This is a genomic window from Spirillospora sp. NPDC048823 (assembly GCF_043198445.1).
Taxonomy (GTDB): domain Bacteria; phylum Actinomycetota; class Actinomycetes; order Streptosporangiales; family Streptosporangiaceae; genus Spirillospora.
Genome location: NZ_JBICUT010000010.1, coordinates 174,796 through 187,404, shown reverse-complemented (window position 1 = coordinate 187,404; position 12,609 = coordinate 174,796). Strand labels below are relative to the sequence as shown.

General features: G+C 73.2%; 10 protein-coding genes. 8 read left to right on the top strand and 2 right to left on the bottom strand.

Going from position 1 to position 12,609, the window contains the following annotated elements; translation table 11 throughout:
- Nucleotides 1-14: 14 nt before the first annotated feature.
- Complete coding sequence (locus ACGFK0_RS23430; protein ID WP_392908033.1) at nucleotides 15-2,909, top strand: M36 family metallopeptidase; 2,895 nt, start codon at nucleotides 15-17, stop codon at nucleotides 2,907-2,909.
- 137 nt (nucleotides 2,910-3,046) lie between these two features.
- On the opposite strand, the gene ACGFK0_RS23425 is transcribed toward ACGFK0_RS23430, so the two are convergent.
- Complete coding sequence (locus ACGFK0_RS23425; protein ID WP_392908031.1) at nucleotides 3,047-3,625, bottom strand: class I SAM-dependent methyltransferase; 579 nt, start codon at nucleotides 3,623-3,625, stop codon at nucleotides 3,047-3,049.
- An 82-nt stretch (nucleotides 3,626-3,707) separates the two neighbouring features.
- On the opposite strand from ACGFK0_RS23425, the gene ACGFK0_RS23420 reads away from it, so the two are divergent.
- A complete protein-coding gene (locus ACGFK0_RS23420) occupies nucleotides 3,708-4,415 on the top strand; it encodes an AraC family transcriptional regulator (protein ID WP_392908028.1) in 708 nt (235 codons plus the stop codon).
- Nucleotides 4,416-4,467: 52 nt separating this feature from the next.
- Here the strand turns inward: ACGFK0_RS23420 and ACGFK0_RS23415 are convergent, their stop codons facing one another.
- Nucleotides 4,468-5,049, bottom strand: a complete 582-nt coding sequence (locus tag ACGFK0_RS23415; RefSeq protein WP_392908026.1) for a DUF4303 domain-containing protein — start codon at nucleotides 5,047-5,049, stop codon at nucleotides 4,468-4,470.
- 259 nt (nucleotides 5,050-5,308) lie between these two features.
- On the opposite strand from ACGFK0_RS23415, the gene ACGFK0_RS23410 reads away from it, so the two are divergent.
- From ACGFK0_RS23410 to ACGFK0_RS23385, 6 genes are all read left to right on the top strand, one after another.
- On the top strand, nucleotides 5,309-6,415 hold the full coding sequence (locus ACGFK0_RS23410) for a DegT/DnrJ/EryC1/StrS family aminotransferase (protein ID WP_392908024.1): 1,107 nt from the start codon (nucleotides 5,309-5,311) through the stop codon (nucleotides 6,413-6,415).
- The gene (locus tag ACGFK0_RS23405; RefSeq protein WP_392908022.1) at nucleotides 6,412-7,458 is read left to right on the top strand and encodes a Gfo/Idh/MocA family protein; all 1,047 of its coding nucleotides are present in this window, start codon (nucleotides 6,412-6,414) and stop codon (nucleotides 7,456-7,458) included. Before ACGFK0_RS23410 ends, ACGFK0_RS23405 begins: the two co-directional genes overlap by 4 nt.
- A 127-nt stretch (nucleotides 7,459-7,585) precedes the next feature.
- On the top strand, nucleotides 7,586-8,884 hold the full coding sequence (locus ACGFK0_RS23400; protein WP_392908020.1) for a nucleotide sugar dehydrogenase: 1,299 nt from the start codon (nucleotides 7,586-7,588) through the stop codon (nucleotides 8,882-8,884).
- Entirely contained in the window at nucleotides 8,884-10,614 is a 1,731-nt protein-coding gene (locus ACGFK0_RS23395) for a glycosyltransferase (protein ID WP_392908018.1), read from the top strand. Before ACGFK0_RS23400 ends, ACGFK0_RS23395 begins: the two co-directional genes overlap by 1 nt.
- A 5-nt stretch (nucleotides 10,615-10,619) precedes the next feature.
- Nucleotides 10,620-12,047, top strand: a complete 1,428-nt coding sequence (locus tag ACGFK0_RS23390; protein WP_392908016.1) for a glycosyltransferase — start codon at nucleotides 10,620-10,622, stop codon at nucleotides 12,045-12,047.
- Nucleotides 12,044-12,604: a hypothetical protein gene (locus tag ACGFK0_RS23385; protein WP_392908013.1), complete on the top strand. Its 561-nt coding sequence runs from the start codon at nucleotides 12,044-12,046 to the stop codon at nucleotides 12,602-12,604. The genes ACGFK0_RS23390 and ACGFK0_RS23385 overlap by 4 nt, the downstream gene beginning before the upstream one ends.
- The last annotated feature ends 5 nt before the right edge of the window (nucleotides 12,605-12,609 follow it).

The following is a 12,609-nucleotide window of genomic DNA, read 5'->3' as shown; positions in this document are numbered from 1 at the left end:
TCCAGGAGGCAAAGGTGCCCAGGACACGCTGGATCGCCGCGACCGCGCTCGCGGTCACCGGAACACTCCTCACATCGGGACTCACGGTCCCCGGGCAAGCCGAGACACGAACTCCCCGCTCCCAGCCCCCGGGCGAACACGTCGAACTGCCCGACAAGGACGCCCGCACCGGCCGCCTGGCGCCCACCACCCGGCAGCGGGGCGCGGCCCGCGGCGTGACCGTGCGCTGGAACAAGCTCGGCACCCCCGCATCGGTGACCGGAAGCGGCCCCCTGGCCGCAGGTCTCGCCGGCGACCCCGAGAAGGCCGCACGCGCCTACCTGACCGGCCATCGGGAACTGTTCGGCCTGGACGCCGACGCCGTGGCCGGCCTTGAGAAGGTCGCCGTCAACCCCATCGGCGAGGGCGCCGCCGTGCTGCTGCGCCAGCGCTTCGGCGACCTGCCCGCCGGCCACGACGGACTGGTGGCGGTCGGCGTGACCGGCGGCAAGGTCGTCTCGGTCACCTCGACCCTGTCCCGTGACGACGGGCCCCCGGCGCCCGCCACGCTCTCGAAGGACGACGCGGTGGCCGCCGCCGGGCGCGACGCGGGCATCGCCGCCACCGCCGGCGACATCCGCAGGGTGCGGCTCGTCGCGGTCCCCACCGCCGGGGGTGTCCGCAGCGCCTACCAGGTCGTCCTCATGGACTCCTCCGGCGGCGAGCCCAAGGCGGTCACGTCCCACGTCGACGCCCGCTCCGGTGCGGTGCTCGTGCGGGAGAACCTCGTCGATCACGACAGCGACGACCCGCGCTGGTCGGTCTTCCCGGCCACCCCGCCCGGCGATTACTCGTCCCGTGACACCCGCCAGACCTGGTGCTTCGTCCCCGCGGCGGGATGCCGCATGGTCGTGGGCGGCGACCCCTCCAGCGGGCTGCCGTGGGACGCCGATCCCGCGACCGGCGCGTCCACGACCACCAGCTTGGGCAACGCGGCCCGGACGTACGAGAACCGCGCGAGCGACGACCCCTTCAGCGTCGGCACCCGCACCGGCGCGTCCAAGCCGGACCGCAACTACACCTACCCCTGGGCCAACCAGTGGTACACGAGCAAGTGCGACCCGGCGACGCTGGACAGCCCGCAGGAGGCCGACGTCGAAGCGGCCATGTCCAACCTGTTCGTCCAGCACAACCGCATGCACGACTGGTCCTACCGGCTCGGGTTCACCGAGTCGGCCTGGAACATGCAGGTCGACAACGGCGACCGCGGCGGCCTGGGCGGCGACCCGGAGCAGGGCAACGCCCAGGCCGGCGCCAGGTTCCCCGCCGTCCGCGACAACGCGAACCAGATCACGCCGCCCGACGGCGTCGCCGCCATCACCAACATGTACCTGTGGCAGCCGATCGCGGGCGCGTTCTACCCGCCGTGCGTCGACGGCGACTTCGACATGACCGTCATCGGCCACGAGTACGGCCACGCCATCTCCGGCCGCATGGTCGCCGGGCCGGACGCCGGATGGAACGGGCCGCAGGCGGGGGCCATGAACGAGAGCACGTCCGACCTGCTGGCCATGGAGTACCTCAGCGAGTACGGGCTGCGCTCTCCCGGCCGGACGCCGTACGTCATCGGCGGATACGTCACCGGAGAACCGCGCGCAGGAATCCGCAACTACGACATGAGCCGGAGCCCCCTCAACTATGGCGATCTCGGCTATGACCTGACCGGCGCCCAGGTCCACGCCGACGGTGAGATCTGGACCGCCACCCAGTTCGACCTGCGCCGGGCTTTCGTCCGGCGGTACGGCGACGGCAACACGGCACTGCAGCGCAAGTGCGCCGACGGGAAGGTGCCGGTGGACAGGTGCCCGGGGAACAGGCGGTGGATGCAGCTGTCGTTCGACGCGCTCCTTCTCATGGCCACCGGAGCGGTCAGCTACGTCGACCACCGCAACGCCCTCCTGGCCGCCGACGCCATCCGCTTCGGCGGCAAGAACCAGGCGCTGATGTGGAAGGTCTTCGCCCAGCACGGCCTGGGCGCGACCGCCGCCAGCGACGGCCCCGCCGACGCCGACCCCACGCCGAGCTTCGCCTCTCCGCTCTCGCGCAACGCCGGCGTCACGCTCGAACCCCGCGGCGACGCCGAGGACGCGAAGGTCCGGCTGTACGTGGGCGACTACGAGGCCCGCGCGGTCCCGGTGGCCGACACCGACCCGGCGACCCCGCTCGGTGCCACCTTCGCCATCGCACCCGGCCGCTACTCCTTCGTCGCGGTGGGCGAGGGCGTCGGCCACAAGAAGTTCACCGCCACGATCAGAGCATCACGGCGCACCCTGCCGGTCGCGATGCACCGCAACCAGGCCGCGGCCGCCAACGGAGCCACCGCCACCGGCGACGGCCTGTCGCACCGGGCGCTGCTGGACGAGACCGAGGCGACCAACTGGCAGTCGGTCGAGGCCCCGGTCGCCGGCCGCCAGGTGACCGTCGACCTGGCCGGCGACCGCCCGGTCAGGATCGGCCGGGTCCAGGTGAGCGCGATGCTGCGCCCCACGGTGGCCGAAGACCCGGAAGGCCCCGACACGTCACAGAACCGTTTCACCGCCCTGCGCGCCTTCCGGCTGCTGGCCTGTAACGCCACGAAGGCCGACTGCTCGCAGAACACCTCGTACCGCACCGTCTACACCAGCCCGGACGACGCCTTCCCCGCCGACCGGCCGCGACCCACGGCACCCGACATCGCCCTGCGCTCCTTCGACACACGGGACTTCACCGCGACGCACCTGCGGTTCCAGGTGGTCTCCAGCCAGTGCACCGGCTCCCCGGCGTACGCGGGCGAGCAGGACAACGACCCGCGCTCCGGCACCGACTGCACCACGGCCTCTCCCCGGGCCGGCATAGTCCGCGCCGCCGAACTCCAGGCCTTCGCCCGATAACCGGAGCGGCCGGACGGTGCCGCCCCGCCGGTGTGGCGGCGGGGCGGCACCGGTCACCGTGGTGTCACCGGTTCCTGTCCTCGACCGGCTCCGCCGGCGCCGCCCACCGCCCACCGCCCGGCCCCGCCGCCGGCCGGTCAGGCCGGCTTGAAGGCCCGGACCGCCCACGCGCGGTCGGGGACGACGCGTACCCCGACGCGGTCGAAACCGGCCCGGTACAAGCGCGCCTCCAACGTCGCCGGGTCGACCGGGTTGTAGATGTCGTCCTCGTGGAAGGCAGCCAGCTCATCGTTGGCGACGCTGTCGCTGGCGATGAACACCCCGCCCGGCCGCAGCACACGGCACACCTCGGTGAACAACCGGTCCTGACCGGCCGCGTCGGGGACGTGGTGCAGCATCGTGAAGCACGCGGCGCCGCTGAAGCGCCCGGCCTCGAACGGCATCGCGGTGGCGTCGCCGTGCACGACCGTCACGCGAGCAGGGTCGGTACGTGCCGACAGGGCGTCCGCCAGGTCTGCATCGAGTTCGATCGCCGTCAGCCGTTGAATCCGCGCAAGGAGCAGATCGGTCGTCAGCCCCGGACCCGGGCCGACTTCGATGGCGTCGTCACCGAGATCACTCGGCTCGGCGCCCTTGAACGCGAAGGGGAAGATCAGGTCTCGCAGGACGTTGCGCCAGTCATCGGTCGCCAGGAGGGCGAGGTGATTCTTGTTCACCGGCACCACGGTAGGTCCGGCCGGTGGTGTCCACAACGGCGTAGCATGACGACTCATGTCGCGAACAAGACAGTCTGCCGTCGTGGCCGTCCGAGCGAATATGCTGCGCGACGGGGCGCGCTTCCCCACCCACACGCACCCCTTCCACCAATTCGCCTGGGCATCCCGTGGCGTCCTGACGCTGGGAGCGGCCGGACGGACGTGGGTGCTGCCGCGCGCCCGTGGTCTGTGGATTCCCGCCGGGGTCGACCACGATGTCCTTGCCAGCGCGCCGGTCAACATGGTCAGCCTCTACCTCGATCCGGGCACGTGCCCGATCGGGTTCTGCGAGCCGACCGTCATCGACACCTCCGGGCTGCTCGGGCAGCTCATCGAGTACCTCGCCACCGATCTGCGTCCGGATGCCCGGGCCCGCGCCGAAGCCGTCATGTTCGACCTGGTGTCGCCACTGCCCGCCGCCACCGTCCACGTGCCCGCCCCCGTCGACGACCGCGCCCGCCGCGTCGCCGGCCTGCTCGCCCGCGACCCAGCCGACCAGCGCACACTCGTCCAGTGGGGCCGGACGGTCGGGGCGAGCGGCCGTACCCTCGCCCGCGCCTTCAAGCACGACACCGACATGACGTTCGCGACGTGGCGCACCCATCTGCGCATCGCCGCCTCCCTGTCCCGCCTGGCCGCGGGAGCACCGATCCACCAGGTCGCGTCCGAGGTCGGCTACTCCACACCCTCGGCCTTCGTCGCCGCCTTCCGCCGCACCGTCGGCACCACGCCGGGCCACTACTTCGACTGAACGCACAGGCCGGCGCAGCCCGGCTCCACCGGCGGGCGTCCGCGAGGCGTGGTCAGTCCTGGCCGGAGAAGAACGCCCGTGCCGCCGTGACAAGGGCCGGGCTCGCATGGCCGGCGTTGAGCACGTCGATGCTGTGCACGGTGGGCCGCATGTCGCCGTCGGTGTCGGTGACGAACAGCACGGGCCGCCACCCGGGGTTGATCGCGGTGATGGCGGCGGCGACCCGAACGTCTCCCAGGGCGCGGACGAGCATGGCGCGTGCGTGCGTCCTCCACTGCGCATGGTCGTGCGCGGCGTCCTTGGCGTCCGCCAGTTCCCGGCTGCGCGTGACCAGCGAACCGGCATCGCCCGCCGGGACGCCGCCGTCGCCGGTCCGCCACTCGTCCGGCCACCACCGGCAGTACTCGGTCCAGTCGAGGTCGTCCCCTTCGCCGGAGTCGGCGAGCAGAACGGCCAGGGCTTCCTCGGTGTGGGCGGTGAGGCGGACGGTCATCACGTCGCCGTCGGTGGTGAGAGCGACGACGTAGAGCCGCTCGGCCGCTCTGGCCCCGAGCATCGGGTCGAGGGCGGAGACGATGGAGAGCGAGATCCGCTCCTGCAGCGCCGAAAGGCCGGACACGCGATCATCGCCCACCCGGGCAAGCCAACCACACCGCCGGTGCGTGGACGCGGGCCGGTCGCGGCGCGCGTCACCGGAGCCGTCCCGCCGGAGCCGTCTCGCCGGGGCGGTGCGGTCGGGGCGTGAGGATTAATGCGTATGCAGAGGGTATGCCCCCGGCGACGTTCGGTGACCGTGTCGATGTGGTGCGAGGTCGGGTCCGCTGTGTGCGGACGCGCGGTCTGCCGGATGTGCAGGGACGTCGTGCACGGTCGCGGCCGATAGGAGTCTGCTCATGCCCGTGGAAGCCGAAGAGCCGATCCCCGCGGCGAGTCCCGTGATCGGCGATGCGGAGATCGAGGCGGCGGTGCGCGTGCTGCGCGGCGGACGGGTCGTGCAGGGGCCGGAGGTCGCCGCGTTCGAGGAGGAGTTCGCCGGGCTGGTCGCCGGGCGGCACTGCGTAGCGGTCAACTCGGGGACGTCCGCGCTGCATCTGGCGCTGCTGGCGCTGGGCGTCGGCCCGGGGGACGAGGTGATCGTGCCGTCGTTCACGTTCGCGGCCACCGCCAACGTCGTGCGGCTGGTGGGCGCCGAGCCCGTGTTCGCCGACATCGAGGCGGGTTCGTTCTGCCTCGATCCGGACGCCGCCGCGGCGGCGGTAGGGCCGCGTACGGCGGCGATCATGCCCGTCCATCTGTACGGGCATCCGGCGGCGATGGACCGGCTCGTCCCCCTCGCCGGCAGGCACGGTCTCGCGGTCGTGGAGGACGCGGCGCAGGCGCATGCCGCCGCGCTGCACGGCACCCCGGCGGGCGCCCTGGGCACGGCCGGCTGCTTCAGCTTCTACCCGACCAAGAACATGCACGCCCTGGAGGGCGGCATGGTCACCACGGCGGACGCGGAGACCGCGCGGAAGGTGCGGCTGCTGCGCAATCAGGGCATGGAGCAGCGGTACGCGAACGAGGTCGTCGGCCTGAACGCCCGGCTGACGGACGTGGCCGCGGCCGTCGGACGCGAGCAGTTGAAGCGGCTCGCGGATTGGACGGAGCGGCGGCGCGCCAACGCCGCGTTCCTGGACGCGAAGATCACCGGTGCGGTGCCGCCGCCGGTCGCGGCCGGTGCGCGTCACGTCTACCACCAGTACACGGTCCGGGTCCGCGGCCGGGACGGGGTGCGGCGGCATCTGGACGAGCGGGGTGTGGGCACCGCCGTCTACTATCCGGCGCCCGTTCACCGGCTCGCGCCGTTCCTGCGGGACGGGCGGCCGGATCCGCGCTGGGACCTGCCCGAGACCGATCGCGCGGCGGCGGAGGTGCTGTCGCTGCCGGTGCATCCCGGCCTCACCGGGCAGGAGCTGATCCGGGTGGTGGACGCGGTGAACGAGTGCGGAGGGGTTCCGTGACCGCGCTGCGCGCGGGCCTGGTCGGGCTGGGGGCGATGGGCCGCAACCACGCCCGGGTGCTGTCCGAGCTGGACGGCGTGGAGCTGGCCGGGGTCACGGACCCGGCCGGGCGGCCGGAGTTCGCCCCGCACGGGGTGCCGCTGCTGGGCTCGCTGGACGAGCTGCTCGCGCTCGGCATCGACTACGCGGTGGTGGCGTGCCCGACGGCGTCGCACCAGGAGGTCGGGCTGCGGCTGGCCGAGGCCGGTGTGGCCGCGCTGATCGAGAAGCCGCTGGCGGACTCGGTCGCGGCGGCGGAGCGGCTGACGACGGCGTTCGAATCGCGGGGCCTGGTCGCGGGCGTCGGGCACATCGAGCGGTACAACCCGGCGTTGCAGAGCCTGCGGGCCCGGCTGGAGGCGGGGGAGCTGGGCGAGGTTTTCCAGGTGGTCACGCGCCGGCAGGGCCCGTTCCCGCACCGGATCGCCGACGTCGGGGTCGTCAAGGATCTCGCCACGCACGACATCGACCTGACCGCGTGGGTCACCGGCCAGGACTACGTGTCGATCTCCGCGCACACGGTGGCGCGCAGTGGGCGCCCGCACGAGGACATGGTCGCCGCCGTCGGCCGTCTCGCGGACGACTCGATGGTGAGCCACCTGGTGAACTGGCTGAGCCCGCTCAAGGAGCGCACCACGGTCGTCACCGGGGAGCGCGGCTGCTGCGTGGCCGACACCCTCACCGCCGACCTGACGTTCTACGCGAACGGCGAGTTCGGCACCCAGTGGGAGGCGCTGCGGACGTTCGTCGGCGTCTCGCAGGGCGACATGATCCGATACGCGATCCCGAAGCCGGAGCCGCTGCTGACCGAGCACGAGCGGTTCAGGGACGCCGTCCGCGCGGGCACCGGAGCGGCGGGCGGCATCGCGGGCGGTCCCGCCGGGGACATCGTGACACTGCGGCAGGGGCTGCGCACCGTGCAGGTTTCGGCGGCCGTACTGGAGTCGGCGAAGGTCGGCGGGACGGTCTCGCTGCAGGACGGGGAGGTGCTGAGTGCCGGCTGACCGCGAACCGTCCTGCCGGCGGCTCCGCGGAGGAGTGCCGCCGGTGATCGAGACACGTCCGGTGCGTCCGGGCCGGGCCGTCGTCCAGCGGGTCCGGCGCGCGACGTCCCTTGGAGGTAAGTAGCACATGCGGATCTGCGTGGTCGCGCTCGGGAAGATCGGTCTTCCGCTGGCGGTCCAGTTCGCCCGCAAGGGCCACCGCGTGATCGGCGCCGACGTGGACGAACGCGTCGTCGCCGACGTCAACGCCGCCCGCGAGCCGTTCCCCGGCGAGGCCGACCTCGGCCTCCACCTCGGCGAGGCGGTCCGCGCGGGGCTGCTGACGGCCACGACCGACACGGCGGCGGCCGTCGCCGAGTCCGACGCCGTCGTCGTGGTCGTCCCGCTGTTCGTGGACGGGGACGGCACACCCGACTTCGGCTGGATGGACGCCGCCACCCGGTCGATCGCGGCGGGACTGCGCCCCGGGACGCTGGTCAGCTACGAGACGACACTCCCGGTCGGCACCACCCGCGACCGCTGGGCCCCGATGCTGGCGGAGGGCTCCGGCCTGACCGCCGGCACCGGCTTCCACCTGGTGTTCAGCCCCGAACGGGTGCTGACCGGCCGGGTCTTCGCCGACCTGCGCCGCTACCCCAAGCTCGTCGGCGGCATCGACGACGCGTCCGCCGCGCGCGGCGTGGAGTTCTACGAACAGGTCCTCGACTTCGACGACCGCCCGGACCTGGACCGGCCCAACGGCGTCTGGGACCTCGGCTCCGCGGAGGCCGCCGAACTCGCCAAGCTCGCCGAGACCACCTACCGCGACGTCAACATCGGCCTGGCCAACCAGTTCGCCCGCTACGCCGACACCGTCGGAGTGGACGTCACCAAGGTGATCGAGGCGTGCAACACCCAGCCCTACAGCCACATCCACCGGCCCGGCATCGCCGTCGGCGGACACTGCATCCCGGTGTATCCGCGGATGTACCTGTGGAACGACCCGGACGCGACCGTCGTCCGCGCCGCCCGCGACGCCAACACCGCGATGCCCGACTACGCCGTCGGCCTCCTCACCGGCGCCTACGGCGACCTCACGGGCGCACCCGTGCTCGTCCTGGGCGCGGCCTACCGGGGCGGCGTCAAGGAGACCGCCTTCTCCGGCGTCTTCCCCACCGTCCAAGCGCTGCGCGCACGCGGCGCCGTCCCCTACGTCTCCGACCCGATGTACACCGCGCAGGAACTGGAAGCCCTCGGCCTGCCGCCACACCGCGGCGAACCGGTGACCGCCGCGATCGTCCAAGCCGACCACACCGCCTACCGCGACCTGGCACCCGACGACCTGCCCGGCGTCAAGGCCCTCGTCGACGGCCGCCGCGTCACCGACCCGGCCCGCTGGACCGGCGTGGAACACGTCGTCATCGGCGCCCCGGACGGGGAGGGGTGATGACCGCACGTCCGGATGAGCGGCGCCCGCACCCCGCTGATCCACTCGGGCCGGACGGCCGCAGCGCCGCGGTCGGCCGCGCATTCCACGTCCGGGACGCGGGCGGTCCCGGCCGACCACGACCGGAGGGCCGCATGCTGACCGAAGGCAAGCCGACCGAAGGCAAGCGCACCGAAGGCAAGCCGGCCGACGGGGAGCCGGTCCCCGTCGGGTCGCGCGGCCGCATCGTCATGCTCGTCGACAACGACGTCGAGCGCGACTCCCGGGTGCAGAAGGCGGCGGCGTCCGCAGCCGCCGCCGGCTGGGAGGTGCACCTCCTCGGCTGCGTCCTGGCCAGGAGGGGCCGATCCTGGATGCTGAGCGGTGCCCGTGTGCGTCTCCTTCCGCTGCGGCACACGCTCCGCCGGAACAGGCACGGCATCGTCCGCGCCACACTGCGCCGTCCGCTCGCGTACGCGCACCCGAGCGTGGCGGCCTACCGGCGCCGGCTCGTCCAGTCCAGGCGGTCCGACCTCGCCGCGAGCCGGATCGCGCCCGGGGGCGGCCCGGTGCGCAAGGCGTGGCTGCTGGCGCGCCGGGCCGCGGCGAGGGTCCAGGTCCGCTGGGTCGCGGTGCGCGTGCACCGGACGGAGTCGCTCGCGGCGGCCCGCAACGACCCGCTCTCGCCCCTGGAGCGGTGCGCGATCAGGTTCTGGCAGGCGCTCCTCGGCGACCGCGCCTGGCGCGTCCTCGACCGCAACCTGTGGGACTGGGACGGCGCGTACCGGCACGTCGTCGACGAGCTCGAGCCCGACATCATCCACGCCAACGACTTCCGGATGCTCGGGGTCGGGGCGCGCGCCGCGCGGCGGGCGCACGCCCGGGGGCGGGAGACGAAACTCGTGTGGGACGTGCACGAATTCCTGCCGGGGATCAAGCCGTGGGGCGGCGCCGGGCCGGGCTGGCTGCCCGCCATGTGCGCGCACGAGCGCGAGTACGCCGGCGCGGCCGACGCGGTGGTGACCGTCTCGGACGCCCTCGCCGACCGGCTCGTCGAGCGCCACGGCCTGCGGCGCCGGCCGGCCGTCGTGCTCAACGCCCCGCTCACGAGGGGCGGGACGGGCCGCACCGAACCCGTCCCGGACCTGCGGGAGCTGTGCGAGGCCGGCCCGGACGCGCAGATCGCCGTCTACAGCGGCAGGGCCTCCGTGCAGCGCGGCCTGGACGTCATGATCGAGGCGCTTCCGCGGCTGCCTCGGCTGCACGTCGCCCTCGTCGTCTCCACGGTCCGGTCCGAGTACCTGCGTGGCCTGCGCGCCCGCGCGATCGAACTCGGCGTCGCCGACCGGGTCCACATGCTGCCGTACGTGCCGTACAACCAGGTCGTCCCCTTCCTGGCGGCGGCCGACATCGGCGTCATCCCGATCCACCACTGGCCCAACCACGAGATCGCGCTGATCACCAAGTTCTTCGAGTACTCGCACGCGCGGCTGCCGATCGTCGTCAGCGACGTGCAGGCGATGGGCGCCATGGTGAAGGCCACCGGGCAGGGCGAGGTCTTCCGCGCGGAGGACCTCGACGACTACGTGCGGGCGGTCGAGGCGGTGCGGGGCGACCCGCAGCGCTACCGCGCCGTGTACGACGACCGGCCCGACCTGCTGCGCGAGTGGTCGTGGGAGGCGCAGGCCGAGGTTCTGGACGGTGTCTACAGCCGCCTGCTGCCCGCACCGGCCGGCCACACCGGAGGATGATCCTGATGACCGAGCGCCGCCCGCGCCTGCTGTACCTCGCCTTCTACTTTCCGCCGTCCCGCGCCAGCGGGGTGTTCCGTCCCCGGGCGACCGCCAACCGGCTGGCCGAACTGGGCTGGGACGTCACGGTCTTCGCGGCGCCGCTGCCGTTCCTGTACGGCACGCTCGGCTCGGTCGACGACAAGCTGATGGAGACGATCGACCCGCGGATCACCCTGGTGCGGCCCCACCTGAACCGGTTCGTCTGGCAGACGGATCTGCGCGAGTACAGCCCGTTCCGGGCGGCGTTCCCGCAGCTCGCCCAATCGCTGTACACGTGGGGGCAGAAGCACGTCTTCCCCGAGCAGTACGCGTCCTGGGCGCGTGCCGCAGTCCGGCGGGCGGTGCGGATGCAGGCGCGGAGCAAGTTCGACGTGGTCCTCGCGACGGGGAACCCGTTCGCCTCGTTCGCCGCCGCGTGGCTCTTCCACAAGCTGACCCGCACCCCCTACGTCCTCGACTACCGGGACTCCTGGACTCTCGACCAGTTCAGCGAGGAGCCGAGGTTCGAGGACGGGCATCCCGCCTGGCGCTGGGAGCGCCGCGTGCTGGAGTCCGCGGCGAACGCGCTTTTCGTCAACGACGCCCAGCGGTCCTGGCACGCCGATCGCTACCCGCGGGCGGCCGGCCGCATGATGACGGTCCTGAACGGGTGGGACGCCGACACCCTCCCCGAGACCACCGAGCCGCCGCCGGCCGCCCGCGCGGGGACGGGCGGGCACGCGCCCCGGTTCTCCTTCGTCGGCACGATCACCGACCAGCAGCCCATCGAGGAGCTGGTCGAGGGGTTCGCCCGCGCCCGCGAGCACTCCGACCTGGTGCGTGCCGAACTCGGCTTCCACGGATACTTCGGGTTCTTCAAGGGCGCCGAGACCGTGCTCCGGCGACGTTTCGCCGCCGGACCCGGACCCGGACCCGGAACCGGAACCGGAACCGGAACCGGGGACGGCGATGGCCGGGTGCTCGCTCCCGGGGTGCGCTATCGCGGGCCGGTGTCGAAGACCGACCTCGTCGACGTCTACCGGGACTCCGACGTCCTGGTGTTCCTGAACGGCGGTGGCCGCTACGTCACGTCCGGGAAGATCTTCGAGTACATGGCGGCGGGACGGCCCATCGTGTCGGTCCACGCGCCCGGGTCGGCGGCCGAGGAGCTGCTGCGGGACCATCCGCTGTGGTTCAACCCGGGCGGGCTCGACCCCGCGGACATCGCCGTCTCGATGGTCGAGGCCGCGAAGGCCGCGGCCGGCCTGACCGAACGGCAGGTCGGGGAGGCCCGCGCCTACGCGGACCGCTTCGAACGGAACCGCACGCTGGAGCCGCTGGTGCGGCGGCTGGCCGAACTGGCCGATCGCGGGCGCTCCGCGGACGGCTGCTCACGCCGGGAGACGACGTGAACGGTGCGCAGGCCCCGCGGGTGCTGGTCGTGGCGATGGACCCCGGCCTGACCATGGACCCCAAGCCGAACGTGAAGCCCCTCCGCCAGTACCGGCGGATCATCGGGCTGGCCGGGCACTTCGCGGCCGAGGAGGGAGCGCGGGTCGAGCTGCTGACCGCCGGATCGGACGACTGGGACGAGCTGGACGACCGGGTCCGCCTGCACCGGCTCGACCGCGCCGAGGCCAGGCATCCGCTGCCCTGGCTGGAGCACGCACTGGTCGTGAGGATGCCGCGGATCGTCGTGCGGCCGGTCGCGCGGCTGGACCGCGCGCGGACCACGGCCTCCCGCCGCGTCCACCGGTGGCTCTTCGTGCCGTTCTACCGGCATGTCCGGCCGCTCCTGCTGGCCCGTATCGCGCGGCGGCGCGTCCTGCGCGACATCGACCCGGCCAGGCTCACCCGCGTCGTCGTGATGGACCGGACCTCGGTGCCGTTCGCCCGGTGGCTGGCCCGCCGGAATCCCGGCCTCGTCGTGACGACGCGGCAGGACAGGAGCCTGGACGCCAAGCCCTGACCGGC

Excerpts from the sequence above, each read along its gene's own strand:
- ACGFK0_RS23410 (WP_392908024.1), top strand. The coding sequence starts at position 5,309 with ATGCCCGTGGAAGCCGAAGAGCCGATCCCCGCGGCGAGTCCCGTGATC.
- ACGFK0_RS23400 (WP_392908020.1), top strand. The coding sequence starts at position 7,586 with ATGCGGATCTGCGTGGTCGCGCTCGGGAAGATCGGTCTTCCGCTGGCG.
- ACGFK0_RS23395 (WP_392908018.1), top strand. The coding sequence starts at position 8,884 with ATGACCGCACGTCCGGATGAGCGGCGCCCGCACCCCGCTGATCCACTC.
- ACGFK0_RS23390 (WP_392908016.1), top strand. The coding sequence starts at position 10,620 with ATGACCGAGCGCCGCCCGCGCCTGCTGTACCTCGCCTTCTACTTTCCG.